The sequence below is a fragment of the Paenibacillus sabuli genome, assembly GCF_014705605.1.
GTDB classification, from domain to species: domain Bacteria; phylum Bacillota; class Bacilli; order Paenibacillales; family Paenibacillaceae; genus Paenibacillus_D; species Paenibacillus_D sabuli.
On record NZ_JACXIZ010000019.1, the window covers coordinates 1 to 20,570 of the forward strand.

The 20,570-nt window shown below is 58.0% G+C and carries 20 protein-coding genes; all 20 read right to left on the minus strand.

The genetic code is table 11. The features are described from left to right. Positions 1-630 (minus strand): flagellin (locus tag IDH44_RS11560; RefSeq protein ID WP_190917803.1); only part of this gene is annotated, 630 nt, incomplete at its 3' end. A 67-nt stretch (positions 631-697) separates the two neighbouring features. Continuing rightward, complete coding sequence (locus IDH44_RS11565; RefSeq protein ID WP_190917804.1) at positions 698-1,471, minus strand: flagellin N-terminal helical domain-containing protein; 774 nt, start codon at positions 1,469-1,471, stop codon at positions 698-700. 119 nt (positions 1,472-1,590) lie between these two features. Beyond that, entirely contained in the window at positions 1,591-1,830 is a 240-nt protein-coding gene (gene csrA, locus IDH44_RS11570; protein WP_190917805.1) for a carbon storage regulator CsrA, read from the minus strand. Positions 1,831-1,833: 3 nt separating this feature from the next. Further along, positions 1,834-2,289, minus strand: a complete 456-nt coding sequence (gene fliW / locus IDH44_RS11575) for a flagellar assembly protein FliW (protein ID WP_190917806.1) — start codon at positions 2,287-2,289, stop codon at positions 1,834-1,836. Between the two features lie 97 nt (positions 2,290-2,386). Next, positions 2,387-2,956: a DUF6470 family protein gene (locus IDH44_RS11580; protein WP_190917807.1), complete on the minus strand. Its 570-nt coding sequence runs from the start codon at positions 2,954-2,956 to the stop codon at positions 2,387-2,389. Between the two features lie 16 nt (positions 2,957-2,972). Beyond that, the gene (gene flgL / locus IDH44_RS11585; protein WP_190917808.1) at positions 2,973-3,878 is read right to left on the minus strand and encodes a flagellar hook-associated protein FlgL; all 906 of its coding nucleotides are present in this window, start codon (positions 3,876-3,878) and stop codon (positions 2,973-2,975) included. Positions 3,879-3,899: 21 nt separating this feature from the next. Further along, on the minus strand, positions 3,900-5,441 hold the full coding sequence (flgK, locus tag IDH44_RS11590; protein WP_190917809.1) for a flagellar hook-associated protein FlgK: 1,542 nt from the start codon (positions 5,439-5,441) through the stop codon (positions 3,900-3,902). 16 nt (positions 5,442-5,457) lie between these two features. Beyond that, positions 5,458-5,955 (minus strand): flagellar protein FlgN, encoded by a 498-nt coding sequence (locus IDH44_RS11595; RefSeq protein ID WP_190917810.1) that lies wholly within the window; start codon positions 5,953-5,955, stop codon positions 5,458-5,460. Positions 5,956-5,959: 4 nt separating this feature from the next. Next, on the minus strand, positions 5,960-6,238 hold the full coding sequence (gene flgM, locus IDH44_RS11600; RefSeq protein ID WP_190917811.1) for a flagellar biosynthesis anti-sigma factor FlgM: 279 nt from the start codon (positions 6,236-6,238) through the stop codon (positions 5,960-5,962). A 99-nt stretch (positions 6,239-6,337) separates the two neighbouring features. Continuing rightward, a complete protein-coding gene (locus IDH44_RS11605; RefSeq protein ID WP_190917812.1) occupies positions 6,338-6,745 on the minus strand; it encodes a TIGR03826 family flagellar region protein in 408 nt (135 codons plus the stop codon). Between the two features lie 88 nt (positions 6,746-6,833). After that, positions 6,834-7,853: a ComF family protein gene (locus IDH44_RS11610; protein WP_190917813.1), complete on the minus strand. Its 1,020-nt coding sequence runs from the start codon at positions 7,851-7,853 to the stop codon at positions 6,834-6,836. Further along, positions 7,850-10,123: a DEAD/DEAH box helicase gene (locus IDH44_RS11615; RefSeq protein ID WP_317890163.1), complete on the minus strand. Its 2,274-nt coding sequence runs from the start codon at positions 10,121-10,123 to the stop codon at positions 7,850-7,852. Before IDH44_RS11615 ends, IDH44_RS11610 begins: the two co-directional genes overlap by 4 nt. Positions 10,124-10,262: 139 nt before the next feature. Further along, entirely contained in the window at positions 10,263-10,799 is a 537-nt protein-coding gene (locus IDH44_RS11620; RefSeq protein WP_190917814.1) for a hypothetical protein, read from the minus strand. A 201-nt stretch (positions 10,800-11,000) separates the two neighbouring features. Then, positions 11,001-11,729 carry a response regulator gene (locus IDH44_RS11625; protein ID WP_190917815.1) on the minus strand — a complete coding sequence of 243 codons (729 nt, stop codon included), beginning with the start codon at positions 11,727-11,729 and terminating at the stop codon, positions 11,001-11,003. A gap of 6 nt (positions 11,730-11,735) precedes the next feature. Then, positions 11,736-12,896: a sensor histidine kinase gene (locus IDH44_RS11630; RefSeq protein WP_190917816.1), complete on the minus strand. Its 1,161-nt coding sequence runs from the start codon at positions 12,894-12,896 to the stop codon at positions 11,736-11,738. A 71-nt stretch (positions 12,897-12,967) separates the two neighbouring features. After that, the gene (locus tag IDH44_RS11635) at positions 12,968-15,727 is read right to left on the minus strand and encodes a stalk domain-containing protein (protein WP_190917817.1); all 2,760 of its coding nucleotides are present in this window, start codon (positions 15,725-15,727) and stop codon (positions 12,968-12,970) included. Between the two features lie 206 nt (positions 15,728-15,933). Next, the gene (metK, locus tag IDH44_RS11640; protein WP_190917818.1) at positions 15,934-17,136 is read right to left on the minus strand and encodes a methionine adenosyltransferase; all 1,203 of its coding nucleotides are present in this window, start codon (positions 17,134-17,136) and stop codon (positions 15,934-15,936) included. Between the two features lie 172 nt (positions 17,137-17,308). After that, on the minus strand, positions 17,309-18,475 hold the full coding sequence (locus IDH44_RS11645) for an ABC transporter permease (protein WP_190917819.1): 1,167 nt from the start codon (positions 18,473-18,475) through the stop codon (positions 17,309-17,311). After that, a complete protein-coding gene (locus IDH44_RS11650) occupies positions 18,472-19,173 on the minus strand; it encodes an ABC transporter ATP-binding protein (RefSeq protein ID WP_190917983.1) in 702 nt (233 codons plus the stop codon). The genes IDH44_RS11645 and IDH44_RS11650 overlap by 4 nt, the downstream gene beginning before the upstream one ends. Beyond that, on the minus strand, positions 19,173-20,558 hold the full coding sequence (locus IDH44_RS11655) for an efflux RND transporter periplasmic adaptor subunit (RefSeq protein ID WP_190917820.1): 1,386 nt from the start codon (positions 20,556-20,558) through the stop codon (positions 19,173-19,175). Before IDH44_RS11655 ends, IDH44_RS11650 begins: the two co-directional genes overlap by 1 nt. Positions 20,559-20,570: the final 12 nt, after the last annotated feature.

Genomic DNA, 20,570 nt, shown 5'->3' on the forward strand with positions numbered 1-20,570 from the left:
GGACGCCGTCAGGTTTTCCACGGTGGTACCGAGGTTGTTGGACGTGTACTCCAAGCGGTTTTGCGTAGCACCAAGGCTGGCACGTTCAGTCGACACGGCTTCAATTGCCGCCTCGATATCAGCCAATGTACTTGAAGCATTCAGACCCGAGAACGAACCTGTAGCAATTCCGGTAATCGAAATCGTTTGAGAATCGTCATCGGATTGAATGGTGACGTTGGACGTGATATGAATGCCATTAAAAGTGGTGTCCGTCATAATGCTGTCGATTTGTTCACCCAGCTCACCCAGCTCCACGTCAATGTTATCCTTATCCGTGTCACTGTACGTTCCATTCAGCTTTTGTACGTTCAGTTCTTTCATCCGGGTCAGCATGGCACTGACTTCATTCATTGCACCCTCAGCTGTTTGTACGAACGAAATACCGTCTTGAACGTTGCGCTGCGCTTGCTCCAGACCGCGGATTTGACCACGCATTTTTTCAGATACGGCAAGACCGGCCGCATCGTCAGCTGCACGGTTGATACGCAGACCCGACGACAGCTTCTCCATGCTTTTACCAGCTGCTACATTGTTCAGGCCCATGTTGCGGTGGTTGTTCAACGCTGTAATATTATGATTAATACGCATGATTAGTTTCCTCCCTGAATTAAAATTCCACGTCCATGTGGAATAGTTTAAGTATAGGTTTTATTGATTAACGAAGCAGCGTCAGCACGCCTTGCGGTGCCTGGTTCGCTTGCGCCAGCATGGCTTGCGACGCTTGCAGCAAAATATTGTTTTTGGTGAGCTCAACCATTTCCTTCGCCATATCCGTATCCCGAATCCGCGATTCAGACGCCGTCAGGTTCTCAACGGTTGTCCCGAGGTTATTGGACGTATACTCCAGACGATTCTGCGAGGCACCCAGCTTCGCACGTTCTGTAGCTACGTTCTCAATAGCAGTCTCGATGGCTCCCAGCGACGTAGCACTGTCGAGACCATAAACCCCCGTAGTCGTAATTCCAGCGATATTGATTACTTGGCTATCGTCATTGGCTTGAATGTCAACGCCTGCTGAAACCGTAATCGAGATGCCATTGAATTGTGTATCGTCCAAGATGCTGTCAATCTGCTCACCCAGTTCATCCAGCTCGACATCAATATTGGATTTGTCCGTAGCGCTATACGTTCCATTCAGCTTTTGCACGTTCAGCTCTTTCATACGCGTCAGCATGGCACTAACTTCGTTCATTGCGCCCTCAGCCGTCTGCACGAACGAGATACCGTCTTGAACGTTGCGCTGCGCTTGTTCGAGGCCACGGATCTGACCGCGCATTTTTTCAGAAACAGCCAGACCGGCTGCATCGTCAGCCGCACGGTTGATGCGCAGACCCGAGGACAGCTTCTCCATGCTTTTTCCTGCAGCCACGTTGTTCAGACCCATATTACGGTGGTTGTTAAGCGCGGTAATGTTGTGATTAATACGCATAAAAAAATTCCTCCCTGAATTCGTTTCCCACATCCATGTGGTCCCTCACACGAAGGTCGGCCGCCCTCCGCGCGATTCTACTTTGTATATCGGCGTATTTCTACAAATTCATTATAGCTTCAATCTTTTTTTTTCAGCTTTTTCAGCTGCTCGCGCAGGACCGACAAGCCCGCTGCCGGAGCAGAGGATTGCTCATTCGATTCTCTAACGGATTGGTACAGCTCTTTGCGCAAAATTTCAATTTCTTTCGGAGCAACTATGCCTATTTTGACTTGATCGGAACCGGTTTCCACTATCGTAATCTCAATGTTATCCTGTAGAATGATCGATTCCCCTTTTTTGCGAGAAAGGACAAGCATCGATTAGCCTCCTTTCAAAACTGAGCCGGAAGAACTATTTGAAAATATCGGGTGCCGTGTCTTGTACTGCGTAGCCGCCAGCACCACCTGTTTGCCTATACGGGCGTCTGTGTTCACGACAATCGGAGCAACAAGATTAATCGATGTCTTGGCCGGATCATCTCCCATACTGATAATACCTCGAATCAGAACCTGCTCCGGCGACGAAATGTTCAGCTCCGCGAGCGCTGCATGCGGCAGCTCAAAATCGTATTCTGCATAGAACAGAAACGGATCGGCCACCACAAATACGAGCTCCATCCGCTGGGCGGATTGCAAAAACGAAAAGGGCTCGTCTTCTTCAGGCGACACCATAATAAATAAGGTGCATTCTTCGAAGCCTGGCAACCCCTTCGGAAATCGAATGAGCTCGCTCTCTGGCACGTCCAGAAGGCCGAAATGGCTAGTTTGAACCTCCATTTTTCTTCCCCCTTCCTTTTGATCAAAGCATAACGAATTGCGATTAAAAAAGCTACTGATCCCATACATGCGAATGGGACCAGCAGCTTAGCGGCTTCTACATTCGAGCATCCAATCCGAGCACCGACAAGTGCAAGGAAGGATACTGCTCCATATAAACGTTCACATTGCCGCGATGGTACGTAATATCCGGCTTGCGTGGCGTCACCTGTACATCGAGCGTGCCCAGTTCAACATCGATTTCTGCCGGATACACTGTGAAATGAAGATCGACATTATCGACCGAGGGTGGACCGAAGTATTCAATGTCCGAAGTATGCCGCCCTATTTGCTCAAATGCCATATCCGGAATGGGGTTGCGTTTGAGACGAAAATCCGCCATCTGATTTCCACGCTCGACAATTCGTGCTATATTTTGCTGGACGATGCTCGGGATCTGGGAGTAAATTCGATTCCAGAACGCCATCGGCTTGCCTCCGTTCAACGCCTCCCACGCCTTGCTCTGGTCGATGGAGAGCTCGGGCAGCGGCGTTACCGCCGTTACCTGAGCCGGCGTTGTCTCAACCTGTACGTCGGCACGATGTGTTCGTATCTCGTACTGGCCCGGCTGCGTCTGGATCCCGATCCTCCCCCACTTCGTGTCGGCTTGCATAATCGGCATCTTCATACAGCTTCACCGCCAATTATCGGATAAAGTCTAACAACGAGGGCGTGATGATCTTAGCGCCGACGGACAACGACGCCTGATAAATCGCTTCATTGATTTTGGAGTCGATCAACAGCTTCTCGAAATCGGCATCTTCGGTTTTGGATTGCAGATCGGTTAAATTCAATTTGAGGTCCGCCAGCCGATTTTGCATCAATTCAACCCGATTGACCTTTGCCCCGATCTCTGCTCGCGCGATCAAGGTTTTGTCCATACGCGATTCAATATTGCCGAGCTCCGCGGTCACATCTGCATATTGACCCGATTCTAGCGCAGTTACGATACGATCAATAGTTGCAAAAAGATTATCCGCCTCTGCCGGTGCTCCGAATACTTCATTGCCGGATATGTTAATTTTCAACGAAACGTTGACGCCGACGGCATAGTTAATTGCCGCCTCGTCGGTTACGACGCTAGCCGCATCAAAAGCCGGGTCAGAGGTGTTATACGGGCGCTCGCTGTACATCTGGCCGTTAAATACATACTTTCCGTTGATTTCGCTGTTAGCAATTTCGATCAACTGGTCTTTCAGTTGGCGAATCTCTTTACTAATGTTATCTAACGATACATCCGGGTTAGTCCCGTTTGAGCCTTGCACGGTCAATTCCTTCAGCCGAGCGAGGACATCGCCGGTTTGTGCCAGCACTGTGTCGTTAAAGTCCAGCCAAGACAACGCCGAATCGACATTCTCCTGGTACTGCTCATTTGCTGCAATTTCCGTGCGATAGCGCAACGAATACGTAATGCCGACCGGGTCGTCGGAAGGGTTATTGATTTTGCGGCCGGTAGAGGTCTGATTCTGCAACTGCTGCATTTGCGACAAATTACGGTTAATATTGCGCGATAGCTGCATATGCATCATGCCGGGCGTCACACGTAACATCGGTCATCCTCCTCACACTGATTAACGGCCGACTACGCCTGTGCCGTTAATTAATTTATTCATCATTTCGTCAAAGGCAGTCATTATACGCGCAGCGGCACTGTAGGCATGCTGGTATTTGATCAAATTCGACATTTCCTCGTCCAGCGATACGCCGCTGACCGATTGACGGCTCATGTCGACCTGCTCCGTCTGAATACTGGCATTTTCATATTGTCGATTGGCTTCCTGTGCCTGCACACCGAGCGAACCGACCATGCCGTTATAATAGTTGGACAATGTTGAATCGTAAACGCCGCCGCCTGCCGCCGTTTCGTCAAAGCTGAATTTAATATTCTTGAGCTCCGACATTAACAGCGCCAGTGTATTATTGCCCTTCACCGCTGTCGACACCGGAGGCGGTCCCGCATCCGTCGTCGTACGTAACGAGCTGGCGATCTTGTTCGTATCCGACTCAATTGCCGGGTTCAATCGAATACTGGCAGCCGTAATCCCTGTAGATCCTGCTTCGAACGTAAAGAAGTCCAATCCCGTTGCCAGCGGTTCCTCCAGCGTATAACCGAGTTGGTGCAACCCATTGATGCCATTGACCGTCATAACGGTATCCGTGGCCAAGGGCGTCGTCGTTCCGGGCAGCACCGACCCCGCGGGGATCGTGACTTCCATTTCGCCGTTTGCCAGCGTGTTGGCCAACAGATCCAATTGTCCTTGGTATTCCGCAACATAGACATCGCGCGAGACAATCATGCCGAATACCTCGCCGTTGTTCAGATTCCCCGAGCTATAAGCGCTCTCGAGCGATGCAGCCGTCACCTCGGTCGCGGTCTGCCCATCAACCAGATTGACGTTCCCCATATTAATGGTGTAGCCGGACTCGTTCTCGGTCACGTTAATATTTACGATTTGCGAAAGCTGGTCCGTCAACAGATCCCGTTGATCGCGCAGATCGTTCGCGTGATCGCCCAAGCCTTCTATACGCCGAATTTCATTGTTGAGTGAGGCAATGGTTTTGGTAATGGTATTGATTTCGGTCGCCTTGACCTCAATATTGGATGTCAGATCCTGGCTTAGATCGGAGAGTTGCCTGCTTGTCTGATTAAAGGCATCAACCAGTGCCAGTGCGTTCTCGCGTACGATTTTGCGGCCGGTGATGCTTTCGGGATCCTTGCTAAGATCGGACCATGCATTCCAGAAATTCTCGAGCACGGTGCGGATGCCCGTATCCCCGGGTTCATTGACAACCGCCTCAAGCTTGGCCAGCGTGTCCGCCTGTACCGACCAGCTACCGAGATATTTGCTTTGATTGCGGAACTGATCGTCCAAAAAGGCAACCCGCACGCGTTCAATGGAGGTGAATTCCACGCCTGTGCCAAGCTGCCCGGGCGCCGTCGAACGACTCAGGCCCACCGCTTCAATCGGCCGGCCGGCCACCATGCCCACCACTTGGCGGGAATACCCAGAAGTATTGGCATTGGCAATATTATGGCCGACGGTGTTAATCGCCGCCTGCTGCGTAAACAAGCTGCGTTTGGCGGTTTCCAGAACATGAAACGTGGATCTCATTGACACTCTTCCCTTCCTATGCCCGCGAATCGAACATTCTATTTTTGCCGTTCATGGCAAGCTGCTTCTGCGGATGCTTGTAGATCAGATCTTCCGACGGATCTTCGACGACTAAACTGACGGAATAGTCGACAAAGGCCAACGACTGCCGGACAAGCTGTTGATTCAGTTCGTTACGGCGTTTCAGTTCCTCCAGCATGCTCGCAAGCGCCTGCTGCATTTCTATCAGCTGCTGCTTGGGTTCCGAATGATGCGTCGATCGAATCAACTCGCTTATTGTATATCCGGTTCCTCGATATCCGATTGTCGCAAAATGACGGCTGGTCAACTGCGCACGACGCACTTCCAGACTTTCGGCTTCCGTAACCAGCTTGCGCTCTTTTTGTAAAAATTGATTCAACTGCTCCACATTGTTTCGGACCAATACAGCGGTCTTGGCCTCTGCAATGTCCAGCAGTTGCTTATAAATCGCAGCTTGGTGATCGAGCGTTTGGATAAGCTCCGCTAACGACATATACTCACGCCTTTCCGTCCGGCTTGAAATACGACACTAGCTTTTCTGCGATCTTACTGGCATCCACGTAATACGTTCCGGTCGCAACTTCATGCTTGAGGGATTGCATCCGCTCTGCCTTAGCTGCGGTATCTACTTTACTGCTGCTCAGCAATTGATGCGCTTCCGCCGAAATTTGCACCTTATCGGTCCGCTTCGCCTTTGGTCCTGCGTCGGAGGCCTGCTCCTGATGCTTTTGGTATGCGTTCACCATGCCGATTCGGCCAGGTTCATTAATTTTCACGATTGGTCACCTCTTCGATTCCGGCTTAAAAAAACCGATTCCTTTATCTATAAAGGTTATCGGTTAGAATAAGCTGAAAATGTAGAGTGCATGGCGAATTCATTTGGGCCAGTCCCGCATTTTATCAGTTTGATACGTGTCTCGCAGGCTCTTCTTCTCGTCACGCTCAGGCATTACCGTCGCGTCCTTAAATTGCTTCGCAAACCGCCCCCTGCACTCCATGCACATGCTTCCCTCCCGAATTGCCTTGCCGCAGCTCTCGCAAGCATAGGTCAGGTTCGGACCCTCCATAATGGAGATGCGGCCTTCGCGTATAAAGCGATGAATCTGCCGGATCGTCACGTTTGTGCCCTCGGACAACTCTTGCAGCGTTGCGCCTTTATTCTTCCGCAAGTAATCCGAACAGCGCGTATATTCCTCATCAATTTCCTTGATGCAAGCCGGGCAAATGTCTCGGAAATTATTGGCATAGAGCTTGCCGCAGCGCGGGCAATTATCAAGACTCATGTCTGCGCGCCTCCTTCGTACCACAACGATTTCCTTCATTTTACCGGATTGGCGGGTAATTTTCACTACTTTTCTTGGGACATGCCCCTCAAGCCCGCGCCCAGGTCAGCCCGTAGATTTCTATCGGCAGGTCGCTGATGCGCCGCAGCGCGTCGGCGCAGCCGTCCAGGGTGCTGCCGGTCGTGTAGATGTCGTCCACGAGCAGCAAGCGCAGAGGCTGCCCCTTGGCGGACGGCTCGCCCGCATCTGGACGCCATGCAGCTGGTGACGCATCTGGACCTGGCCGCCGTGCAGCGTGCGGCGCGTCCGGACCTGGCCGCCATGCAGTGCGCGGCGAATCCGGACCTTGTCGTGCCTTGGCGCGTGACTGGCGGAGGCGTGCAAGCCGCTCGCCAGCTTCCGGCGCGGCGTCGAACAACGCCTGCATGTCCCGAAGCCGGCTCCAGCGCGACTTGCCGCTCTGCTTCAGCGTGTGCCGGGTCCGCACCAGCAGCGGCAGTACGGGTATGCCGTAGCGCCGGCCCAGCAGGGCCGCCATGCGCTGCGCTTGATTGAAGCCCCGTTCGCGCAAGCGCGCGGTGCTGACCGGCACGTAGGCGATGCCGTCCCAGCAAGCGGCGATCGCCGCCGCGGGGAGCTGCCTGCCGGCGACATCCGCTACCACGGCCGCCCGCTTCGGCGAAGTCTCCAGCCGCCGTAGCAGCTCCGCCGTCATGCGCTGCAGCACGGGCTCCAGCATCTCCGCGAACAGCGGCTCCAGCCTCTCTTCGCCACGATACTTGTAAGCCGCCAGCCATGCTCGCATGCTCGCGTCATAGCGCACCGCGCTGCGGCTCCATACGAAGGCGGCGCCGCCCCTGCGCACGCAGTCCGGACAGCGGATCGTACGCCCGCAGCAATAGCAGTTGATCGCCTCGATCCACGGGATCGCCTCCCGGCAGCCGCGGCAGAGCGGCTGCCGGCGCACATGCGACTGCTGCGCCTCTTGAGGGCCCGGAGCGGCCGCTTGCCTACCGCATAGGAGGCAAGCGGCCGGCCCCGGCGCCAGCAGGGCCAGCAACCGGTTGCTCCCCTGCTCGAGCCAGCCGCGCCAACGCCCGGCGCTCATTTTTTTCTCCTTTGCGGTGCATCGTCCGCGATCAGGTAGCCGCGACGCTTCGCCAGCTTGTTCATCTCCCGGATTTGCCGGATCGCGGCATGCTGCGCGCGGCTGCGGGCCGGGCTGCAAAAATACACTCGGCCGTGCGGATCGTCGGCTGCTCGGCCGGCCCGGCCCGCCATTTGCACCAGTGACGACGCATCGAACAACGGTCCGTCGGCATCCAGGATGAACACATCGCTCCTCGGCACCGTCACGCCGCGCTCGAGAATCGTCGTCGTCACGAGCAGGCGAACAGCCCGTTGCCGGAAGGCCTGGACCGTCTCCGTCCTTGCCTCATCCTTCGAGGAGGTGCCCGCCATCGCCGCTTGCAGACCTGCCGCCCGCAGCAGCGCGACCAGCGGACCGACATCGCGGATGCGCTGGACAAAAACAAATATCTGGGCGCCGCGTTCCAGCGACTCCCGCAGCGCTGTCGTCAGCCGCCGGGGGAGACGGCGCTCCTTGCACAGCGCGCGGACCGCCGGTACGGCAAGCACCGCCGGCTCGGGCAGCGGATGGCGATGATAGCGCACCGGGACTCGCGCATGCGCCAGCCGGCCCTTGCGCACCTCACGCTGCAGCGACGGCGGCGGGGTCGCGGACAGCAGGATCCGGGTCCCGCCGGGCGTGCAGACCCGGTCCGCCGCCGCATGCAGCATCGGATCGCCGTGATAGGGAAACGCATCAAGCTCGTCCACGATCACCAGCTCGAAGGCGCCGGCGAAGCGCAACAGCTGGTGCGTCGTTGCCAGCGTAATCTGCCCGCGCTCCCAGCGCTGCGGACTGCCCCCGTAGAGCGTCGTGACACGCGCCTCGGGAAACGCCTTGCGAATCCGCGGATCCAGCTCGAGCACGACGTCCCGCCGCGGCGTCGCGACGAGCGCGCGGCCGCCGCGACGCAGCGCCGCCTCGATCAGCGGAAAGATCATCTCCGTCTTGCCCGCGCCCGTGACCGCCCATAGGAGAAAGTCCCGCGAGGCTCGATCGCGCGCAGCCAGGAACGCCGGAGACGGCGCAGACAGCACTGGCGCAGCACCTGAGCTCAGCGCGAGGGCTTGCCGCTCGAGCATAAAAGCCAGGGCTGCGACCGTCGCCGCGCGCTGTGCCGGACTAAGCCCCCAACGCTGCAGTGGGGCGTCAGCTGCTGCCTCCGCTGCGACGGACGCGACCGCGCCGGAGGCTGCGCCAAAAGCGGCAACGCCGTGCGAAGCACGGGCTTCGGACATCCGGTTCAGATCGCTTGATTCGAATACCAAGGCGTCCGTGATACTGGCCCCCCGCCCTGAACCGAGCGAGTCACTGGCTCCCGACACGGCGCCTTGCGACGAGCTAGCCGCCGGTACCGCTCCGCCCAGCACCAGCAGGCCGCAAGCGCGCGCCTTGCCCATGTTCAGACATGCCTCGCAATACGCGCAGGCATCGCCGCAGGCCGCGCACCGGGTGCGCCGCAGTTGCTCCCGGCCGCTGCCGCAGCGCCGGCATTGAAGCCGATGCTGCGGACGCAGCCGCCGCAGCCAGCCGCGAGCGTCCTCCTGCGCCGCAACAGCCGCGCAGAGGCGAAGGCCGCTGCAGCGCTGCAGGGCGGCGAGCTGCAGCACCGCGTCCCAGCCCCAGCTGCCCGGCGTCGCGATGCCCGCGTTCGTCAGCAACGCGATCGCTTCCTCATGCAGCAGCGCCCGCCCGCGCAAGAGCGCCGCCGCCGCTTCCGCGGCCTGACGCAGCGGCTCGCCCAGTGCATCGCGTCGCCCTATTTCCGGCACTGGAGCAGAGCCCGGCTCCGTATACCGCAGCCGCACGATCCCGGCTGCGATTGTTTCCGCGGCCCCTGTTGCGGCTGCTCCTTGATGCCCGGCCCCTAGATAACCGCTTCCTAGTCGGGCTGCCCCGTCACGGCTTGCCCTTCGCAGATCGGCGACCGCTCCCACACCTTCAGCCGCCAGCCTGCGCTGCGCTTCTGCTATACTGCGCGCCAGGCGTTCCTGCTGGCCTATGCCTGCGCCTGCATGGCGCCGCCCCTGCTCCGCATCGTTGTACAGCTCCGCAGCAGTCAACGCCGCTCCCAGCGGCAGACTGTGCTCATAGACCAGCATGCGCAGCTCGTCCCCGCTCCCCGCGCCGGCAGACTCGCGCCTCAGCTCGCGCTGCTGCGCCCAATACGCCTGGTCGAGCTTTGGTACGACCGTAGCCCAGGCTTCACTTTCCGCTCCTCGCGCAACGGTATACACCCAGCCTCGCACGCGCACCCGCTCCTCTCCTTGTAATCCTCCCTCGCCAACACAAAAAAGCACCCGCTCGCAAGCCGAAGCCTGCGCTAGCGCGGGTGCTTCCCGTCAATAGCACTATCGAATTTCAGTGTACCTCGTTCTTCCGAAAAATTCAACCTGGACCATGATCAGGGAATCGGACCAATCGGACCGGTAGCCGCTCCAGCTGGTACGGATCCCGCAGATCGACGAGTACATGCGGGGCATGGCGCGGAAACGAACGGGGAGCCGTCAGCAGAGCCTCCGCAGCAGAGGTACGCTCTTGCACCATTTTCTCTGGCCTCACGATCGACTCCGGCCTCATCATCGTCCCCTGCAACACTTCGGACTGCTGCAGCGCCTCCGCCCCCGTGGACGCTTCCCCATCCACCCATGCATCGCCCTCCCTGGCCAGACGGCGCCATACAGCATATTGTTCCGCTCCCATTCCCCGGTCCACCAATGTAATGCGGACCGCCCGGCCCGAAGAGAGGGCGTACCAGCGAAGCGCGCGTATATAAGCCTCGAGCCGCAGCTCGCCCGTTCCGCCGATCAGGACATAATGCCGCGCAGCATAGCCGGGTCCACGCGCACGTCGCGCCGCAAGATGAACCCCCAGTACGGCGACCAGATAGCAGCACAGGATGCCTGCAAAGACGGCGACCATCATGCCACCTCCCTTTTTGTGGCATTATATGCGCACAGCCGCCCACTGGTGTCGGCAACAGCCGCCGGGCTCGCGGCACAAGTGACGTTCCGAAGCCAAATCTATATATAAGAAAGACGGCCTCGGTCATCCATACCGAGGCCGTCTTGATTGGGAAGCAGACCCGTCCATAGTCTGCTCGCTTTCAGGTCATGCTGCGGAAGCTTACAATGTGACCCAGCCGTTCTTGATGGAGCTGATGACCGCTTGCGTGCGATCGTCAACCTCCATTTTCTGCAGGATGCTGCTGACGTGGTTCTTGACGGTTTTTTCGCTAATATACAGGAATTCGCCGATCAGCTTGTTGCTTTTGCCCTCCGCCATCAGCCGCAGCACCTCGGCCTCTCTGCGCGTAAGCGGGTTGTTCTCGCCCGCTACGAACTTGACGCCGGCATCCTTGGAGACCGCGCCGCCCTGGGAGACGGCGCCGATTTCGTCGAGATACGTCATACGGCGCAGCTGGTTAATCAGCTTGCCCGTCACCTTCGGATGAATATAGGCGTGCCCGCTGACGACCGAGCGAATCGCATTGATGAGCGCCTCTGCTTCCATATCCTTGAGCAGATAGCCTGACGCGCCCTTGCGCAGCGTTTCAAAAACATAGCTCTCGTCGTCATGAATCGACAAAATGATGACTTTGACATCCGGGAACATGTCGCGCAGCCGTTCGGTGGCGGCGACGCCGTTTTCGACCGGCATGTTGATATCCATCAACACAATCTCCGGCACTTCAGAATTGCAGAATTCCAATACCTGAATGCCGTTGCCGCATTCCCCGATTACTTCCAGGTCGTCTTCCATATTCAAAATACGTTTGAGTCCTTCTCGAAAAAGCTGGTGGTCGTCCGCAATCAGAACCTTGATTTTGCGACCTGCTGCTGGTCTGGTTTCCATCATCAGTTACTCCTTTCGCTGCTCCGCATTGATCGGGATATGAATCGTAATCTTCGTTCCCGCATTAATCTCCGATTCGATTTCCATCCTCCCTTCCAGCAACTCGACCCGCTCTTGCATTCCGATCAGTCCGAAGCTGGAGTTTTCCTGCGCTCGCGCTTGGACAAGATCGACATGGAAGCCGCTTCCGTTGTCTTGGATCACGATCTTGACCATCTGCGCCTGATACGTTAGCTCAAGTGAAACAATGGAAGGATTGGCATGCTTCATCGCATTTGTGTAAGCCTCCTGAACCAGACGGTAGATGGCCGCCTCCATGGCGGACGGCAATCGGATTTCCCGGCCTACGGTTTCAAAAGTTGTGCGTATTCGAAGTCTTTCTTCAAAATCCTGGACGTATTTCCGCAAAGTAGGAACAAGTCCCAGATCATCCAAGGCCATTGGTCGCAAATTGAAAATAATTTTGCGGATTTCCTCGAGTCCGGACCTGACCTGACCTTTCACATCTATTAATTCGTCTTGTACCATTCGAAATTCCTGCTTGCTCAGCATTCTTTCGACAATTTCCGTCCTAAGCACTAAATTGGCGAGCGATTGGGCAGGACCGTCATGAATCTCGCGGGAGATGCGCTTGCGCTCTTCCTCCTGCGCCAAAATGATTTTGAGCCCGATCAGCTGCCTGTTCTTGGCCGATTCCAGAATACGGGTCACGTTGTTCAGATCGCCGGACAAATATTCCAGCACCACGTTCATTTGCGAGCTGATCGTCTCCGCCCGCTCGACAGACAGCTCAATGCTCTTGACCCGCGCCTGCAGGTCGTCGCGCCTGGCCTTCAGATACGCTTCCTTCTCCCGAAAGACCATCAGGTCCAGCTGAATCTGGGTCGCTTTTTCGTACGCCGCCTTAATATCGGCTTCCTTGTACCGTACGAAATCCCGGCTCACCTCGGTCAGCCGAATGCGCGAGCGCCGATAATCGAGCTCGAGACGATCGACTTTGTCGATCGTCTCTGTCGTCTCCTTGAAGACTTGCTCGAGCTCCTTGCCCAGAAGCATCAATTCCTTGCGCGCAGCCTCGCATATCTCAAAAATCTGATACTTGCTGTCTTCCATTACCGTAATCGCGTTCTTGATGACGCGATCGATGTCGTTGACTTCAAAATTCACGTGCAATCGGCCCACTTTCTGCAAAGGGATCGTATGACTATCATACCATAAAACCCGTTTATCGCGTGAAATTACTGAATGGTAATCTTTTTAGTCGCATTCTCCCAGCCGATCGTGACGCCGAGCTGCTCCGAGACGAGCCGCAGCGGCACGAGCGTGCGGCCATTGCGCAGGATCGGCTTGACCTCGCCGCTCAGTCGGGCGCCGTTCAACACGTAGTCATAGCTGCCCAGCCAGACGTCCATCATCTTGCCGCCGCGGATAAAGGTCGCCCGCTTCGCCTCGTTGTCCCAGGCCACTTGTCCCTGCACCACATCGGCGACGAAGCGCAGTGGCAGGTACGTCGTCCCGTTCAGGATTAGCGGCGCTACCTCAAGCTGTGTCTTCGCACCGCCAATCGTCGCGCTGCGGCTGCCCGCAACCAGCTCGATGCGCGGTAGATCGGGCTGTACCAAGGCGGCAGGATACGTCAGCCGAATATTGTCGAGCGCGACCGCTCCCGTTGCGGCGCGCGTCTCCTGACCGTTCTCCGGATTGGCGACGTAGATACGCTTGACCGTCATCGGATATGCGATCCCCATACCCTGGAGATCGGCTGTCACATGACGCCATCCCGTCCAGTCCACCGGCTGCGCGAGCTGGATATAGTGCGTCTTGCCGCCCGCGTCCTCAATCTCCATGCGCAGCCAGTTGCCGCTGTCGTCGCCCAGCACGTCCGCTTCGATCGCCAGCGGCTGGCCTTCGACGGCGATGCCGCCCTTGCCGAGCTCGGCATAGGCGAACTTGCTGCCGCTGCCCGCGGTGAAGTCGTAGGCAATGCGCAGTATGGACGATGCTTTGCCGTTCACCTCGCCCTTGACCACGCTTGCCGTCCCCTTCGTCTGCGCTGGCAGCGGCTTGAAGGAGACGCCGTAATCATTCTGTTCAAAGTCAGCCCACATTTTTTGGCTCACCGCATCGCCTATTGCGAATACGGCTACGGCCGGATAGCCCTGGTAGCGCGCGATCGCATAGCCGGCATTGGCTCCGGCGTTGACCTTCTTCACCTGCAGCTTGTCGCCTGCGACTGTGCCGGTAAAGCCGCGCAGCTCCCAGTCTAGCGACTCTGCCGGCACGCGCAGCACGCGCCCGTCGTCCAGCGTGGCCTGCACTGTGACGTCGAGCACCGCCCCGTCTTTGAGCGCATCGCTCGCCGCGGTGACGCTCATCTGTACAATTTGCTCAGGTCCGATGATTTCGAGCATCGTGTGGCCCGCTGCCGAGCCCGCGCTCGCCTGTATCTTGGTCGTGCCCGGCTTGGTCGCGGTCAAGGTCGAGCCTGCGAGCTTGCCGAGCGGCTTGCCGAGCTGCCACTTCGCGTTCATGGCACCGGGATCGACCGGATTATAGTACGTATCGTACGCTTTGACGCTGTATTCGGCCTGCTGCCCGACGAACAGCACATTCTGGCCGCTGACCGTGATGCCCTTCACTTGGCCTTGCGGCGCATTTGTATACACGCCGATGCCGTTGACGACGCGACGCTGCTCCGTACCGCCGCTATTCTGGGTATTGTGCGCCAGTCCGGTATTGAAGTGGCCGAGCGGGCGATCCACCATCGTCGTCGAGCCGCCTCCGTCGAGGTTCAGCCCCTTCCATACGCCGAGCGCTGTCATCGTCTGCTGGAGCTCATTGAGCGTCATCCCGCTGCTGTCGCCATACTTCTCCACGGTGATCATATAGACGGTGCTGCCATCGCGCGAGTACCCGATTGCCGTACGCGAGGTCGCCGACGAGCCGCTGATGTTCGACACATCGCGCGAGTAGGCGGCGGCCTTGCCTTCTTCGACGAGAATCGTATGCCCGCCGACCATCATCTGATACGCGGACACGCTCTTCGGCGCTCCTGTCGTCAGGGAGACCAGATTGTAATCCGCCTGGATCGCGGAGCCGACCGTGAGATGATCGCGAACGAACTGCGCCGCGTCGCCATGGGTCCGCAGAATATAACCATCGGCCGGAGGCCCGACCGGCAAGGACGCCTTGTCCGAGATCTGCATGACAATGCCGTTCTGCACGAGCACCTCTGTCGGCGTCGTACCGCTGTTCGCCGTGTTCGGACGCTCGGAGCTCTTCCAGGCGTCGGTATAGATATACATGGCATTGACATGGCTGAGCTGATTGCCGCTCTCCAATTCCATGCTATATGAGGTCTGGTTGATACCCGTTAGCGGGAAGACGCTGCCGTCAGCGGCAATGATCTGCCCCTCGAAGCCGAACTGATCGATTACCGGCTTGCGGTTCTGATCCAGCGCAAAAGCATACATGCCCTTGAGCATGGACGGGCTGGTCATGAGCGCGCCGCCGTGGATCTGCGGGCCCATCGGCACGCCTTCGGCCGAGGTCGAAAAATAGTCCGCGTTGATCCCGGCGACCGCGCCGGTCGACTGAACCATCCCGGTAATCGCCTCTCGGCTGGCGATGGCTGCGCCGCCATGGCCGCTCATCACATCCAGCTCGACATAAGGATCGGTCAGGTCTACCTCCAGGACATGCACATTCGCGCGCACGCTCGATCCGCTGCGCGTGCCGCGCCAGGTGTAGTCATAGCGCTTGGCGCCCGACGTGACCATCTCCTCGCGGACCAGCGACAGGCCCTGCGACGCTAGCGCCGACTGCGAGGCCGCAGCCGCGACACCCGGCGCGCCCCCCGGCAGGACCGCGGCCAGCGGCTGCACGAGCAGCGCGCCGCTCAGCGCGGCGACGAGCACCCGTCTGCGCAGCAGCGCACGCACGCTGCGGACCCGGCGATAATGATCGATCACATTCGTCGATTTTTTGTAGGTTCGCATATGTAATTGCAACTCTCCCATTCTCGAAGTCTATTAGTAATAGACTCCGACTTGGCCGGAAAAGTTACGATAGATGAGAAGACTCTAATCCCCGAGCACGCCTAGCCCAATCCTATACGTTCGATCCTTCCGCGAAAAAACCCGCATGCCAGAAGGCATGCGGGTTTTTCCAACTGCACACCATCGTGCAGCGAATGGTTCGCCATTCAGACGCCAGCGCCAGCCTTTAGCTGCTCGGCCTTGTCGACGCGCTCCCATGGCAGATCGATGTCCGTGCGGCCGAAGTGGCCGTAAGCCGCCGTCCGGCTGTAAATCGGGCGCCGCAGATCGAGCATCTTGATAATACCTGCCGGACGCAGATCGAAATTGCCGCGAATCAGCTCGACCAACGTCTCTTCGGCAACCTTGCCGGTGCCGTACGTGTCGACGCTGATCGACACCGGATTGGCGACTCCGATCGCATAGGCCAGCTGAATCTCGCACTTGTCCGCCAAGCCGGCGGCGACGAGGTTTTTGGCCACATAGCGCGCGGCATAGGCGGCCGAGCGGTCGACCTTCGTCGGGTCTTTGCCGGAGAAGGCGCCGCCGCCGTGACGGGCATAGCCGCCATACGTGTCGACAATGATTTTGCGGCCGGTCAGGCCAGCATCGCCCTGCGGGCCGCCGATGACAAAACGGCCAGTCGGGTTAATGTAGTATTTCGTAGCGTCGTCAAGCCATTTCTCCGGTACGACGGGCGCGATGACATGCTCGCGGATGTCGCGCTGGATCTGCTCGAGCGTCACTTCCTCCGCATGCTGGGTCGAGACGACGATCGCATCGACGCGCTGCGGCTGGCCGTCCACATATTCGATCGTCACCTGCGTCTTGCCGTCCGGACGCAGATAGGCGAGCGTGCCGTCCTTGCGGACCTCGGAGAGCCGACGCGCGATACGATGCGAGAGTGCGATCGGGAGCGGCATCAGCTCCGGGGTCTCGTTGGTCGCATAGCCGAACATCAGACCCTGGTCGCCGGCACCGATATCCTCATTCTCCTGACGGATGTCCTTGCCGTCGCGCGTCTCGATGGCCGCATTTACACCTTGCGCAATATCGGCAGACTGCTCATTGAGCGAGGTCAGCACCGCACACGTGTTGTAGTCGAAGCCATATTTAGCCCGAGTGTAGCCAATCTCCTTGATCTTGCTGCGCACGATCGCCGGGATGTCGACATAGTCGGCCCGGCTGCTGATTTCGCCGATGACCAGGACGAGGCCCGTTGCGACCGAGACCTCGCACGCCACGCGCGCGAACGGATCGACCTCCAGAAATGCATCAAGCACCGCATCCGAGATCTGATCGCAGATTTTATCGGGATGTCCTTCGGTCACCGACTCCGAAGTAAACAGATGTCTACCTTTAATCGCCATTTCTCAACCTCCTACAAACAAGAAATAAATAATCGCTTCCGGCTGGCCGGTTGTGGTTACAAAAAATCAACCTTTTCCGATATGGAAAAGGCCGCTCGAAACTCTCTAGGTCAAAATGATACTCGATCTGCCGCGAAATGTCAATCAGGCGGCCGGGCGATTCCCGCCAGATTTAGTGCCGCAGCGCATCTACCGGATTCAGCTTGGAAGCGCGTCGCGCCGGTAGAAACCCGAACAGCACGCCCACGCCCATCGAAAACGCAACTGCCAGCAGCATGATATCCGTCGATGCCGACGCCGGAGAATCCATCAGCTTGCCGGCATACCCAGCTCCCCCGGCGCCCGCAGCAGCGCCCGCGATACCGCCCAATCCGCCGATCAGTGCCGCCTCGACCAGAAATTGCAGCATAATATCGCGTCGCTTGGCGCCAAGTGACTTGCGGATGCCGATCTCCCTGGTACGTTCCGTCACGGATACGAGCATCATGTTCATAATGCCGATGCCGCCGACCAGCAGCGAAATCCCTGCCACATAGGTCAGCATTGTCGACATTGAGGTGGACACAGCCGTCACCGTCTCCAGCAGATCTGCTTGATTAAAGACACTGTAACTATTCTCATCATTGCGAAAAAAACGCTGCAAATTGAACTCCAATGCGCTCTGCACCGAATCGACCTGCTGCTCGCCGGCAGCCTGCACATATAAGGTTCGAATTGCATTCGTCTGCAAAACGACGCGCGCCGTCTGGATGGGCACGACAACCAGATTGTCATTGGAGCCGCCGGAAGAGCTGCCCTTCTCCGCCAATACGCCTACAATCGTGTACGGAATGCCGCCGAGCGTCAACTTTTCGCCGACCGGATCGGATAGCTCCAGCTCCTCCGCGACCTCGGAGCCGATGACAGCCACCTTTTGCGCAAATGCGCCATCGATCTCCTTGATAAATCGTCCCTGCGCCACCTCGTACTCTCGCACTTTTGCATACGATGGCGTACTTGCAGCAATCGAAGTCGAGTACGTCGCAGCCTTGTATTTCGCCGTCACATTGCCGGTGATGACCGGAGCGGATGCCGAGACGCCCTCAATGTCGACAAGCGCCTCTGCGTCCTCCAGCGAGATGCTGGTCGTCGCTCCGCGTCCGACGACATTGACAGTCAACAGATTCGTTCCCAGTCCCTGCATCTGACTCTTGACTTGCTCGGCCGTCCCATTGCCGATGGCGACCATGATGGTTACGGATGCAATGCCGATCATCATACCGAGGACGGTAAGCGCGGTTCGCATTCTCTGACTATATACACTATGCCACGCCATCCGCAATCCCTGTGTCAGCTTCATGAGACGGCCCCCTTCTCCTCGGTCAGCCGTCCATCCGAAATACGGACGACGCGCCTCGCCTGCGCGGCCACCGCCGGGTCATGCGTAATCAGGACGATCGTGTTCCCTTCTCCTCCCAATTCCTGTAGCAGCGCCATCACTTCCCGACTGGTCCGGCTGTCGAGCGCGCCTGTCGGTTCATCCGCGAGCAACAACGGCGGCTGTCCGGCCAGCGCGCGCGCAATCGCGACCCTCTGCTGCTGGCCGCCGGAGAGCTGGCTCGGGAGATGATGCAATTTATCGCCCAGTCCGACCTTCTGTAGCGCCTCGATGGTCCGTTCCCGTCGTTCGCGCCGCGACATCCCGCGGTAGATGAGCGGCAGTTCGACATTGTCGATGACCCTCAGCTTGGGCAGCAGGTGATACTGTTGAAAAATGAACCCGATCTTTTGATTTCGAATCGTTGCCAGCTTATTATCCGAAAGCCGCTCCACTTCCACGCCATCGAGATAATAGGTGCCGCTACTCGGCTGATCTAGGCAACCGAGCACATTCATCAAGGTCGACTTCCCCGATCCGGAAGGACCGACCACCGCCATAAAATCCCCTTCGCGCACGTCAAGCGTAATATGATCGAGTGCCAGAAATGACTGTCCGCCCATGGTATAGGACTTGCATAGCTGCTCCAATCGAATAAGGCTGCTACCCGGCGCACTCATCATGAGCGACCTCCGCCCATGCCGCCGCCTCGCATCCCTCCGGCCCCCGTGCCACCGCCCATGCCGCCGCTGGGCATGCCGCCGCCAAAGTCCATTCCCCCGCCAGGGAACCCCCCTTGTATTTGTTCCGTATTGGAATTCTCCGTCGTGCTGATTGCAATGAGCACCCGATCGCCTTCGCTCAGCCCGGAGAGCACCTCGACATACGAATCAGTAGTAATCCCGACGGTTATTTCGCGCAGACCGCCTTCCGAGGTCGCGGCCCCGAAGCCGCCGCTCGGAGCGCCGGCGGGGCCGTTAAAGCGCTCGCTCCGCGCCTCCTCCGTGCCGTCGTCCGCCCCCCTTAGCGAGTCGGGCCCGCTCTGACCGGCCCGACTTCCAGGTTCCGATGGCTCAAGTGTGGCCGCTTCTCCCGCGTCGTCCGCTCCTGTCGACGAGCCGTCCGCGACGCGCACATAGTACCGATCTCCCATCATTTCGACAGCATCAACAGGCACCATGAGGGCGTCTTCCTTCTCGGTAATGATGATCTCCACTTGTCCCGACATGCCTGGCAGCACTTGATCTGCCTCGTCCAGTGCGACCGTTACGGGGAAGGTCGCCACGCCGTTGGACGCACTCCCCTCCTTTGCAATTTCGACAACACGCCCTCCGAGCGTTCGACCCTCCAGTGCATCCAGCGTGATGCGCGCCGTTTGTTCGATATTCAGCTTGGTAATATCCAGCTCATCCGCCGATATCGTCATGTTTAACTTGTCGTAGTTCACGATCGCAAATGCTTCCTGACGTGCCGAGGTATTTTCGTCCGCTTTGACATTCACCGCCGTGACCGTACCGTCGATAGGTGCGATGAGCGGATCGGGCGGATCAGCCTCTTTCTGGTATTCAACAATTTCCAGTTCAGTCTGTTCAATCGCCAGTTGCGCGTTTTGAATACTGACTGCGGCCGCCTCCATTTCTTTATCCTCCGCACCGGAGGCACGCAGCGTCTTCCAGCTGGTCTCGGCCGACTCCAGCGACATCCGCTGCTGCTTTAGCGACAGCTCGGCTTTTTGAATCGCGAGCGAGACATCTTCTCCCTCGAACGTCGCTAGCACGTCCCCTGCCTTCACGCTGTCTCCCTCCTGGACCAGTACCTCGGCGATCGTCGCCGCGTCCGAGACCAGTACCGTCTCAGTCTCTGCGAGACCGATAGAGCCTGATCCGGACACACTTTGGGTGATTCGCCCCTTGGTCACGGGCATCTCCATATAAGTGACTGCTGCCGCAGCGCTGCTTGACACATGATGCGCCTGGTACCAGGTGTAGCCGGCATAGCCCGCTCCAGTTGCTACGATGATGACTGCGGCGATGGCGATCCACCGCCGGATTCGACTGCTTTTCATGGCTCTCCCCCT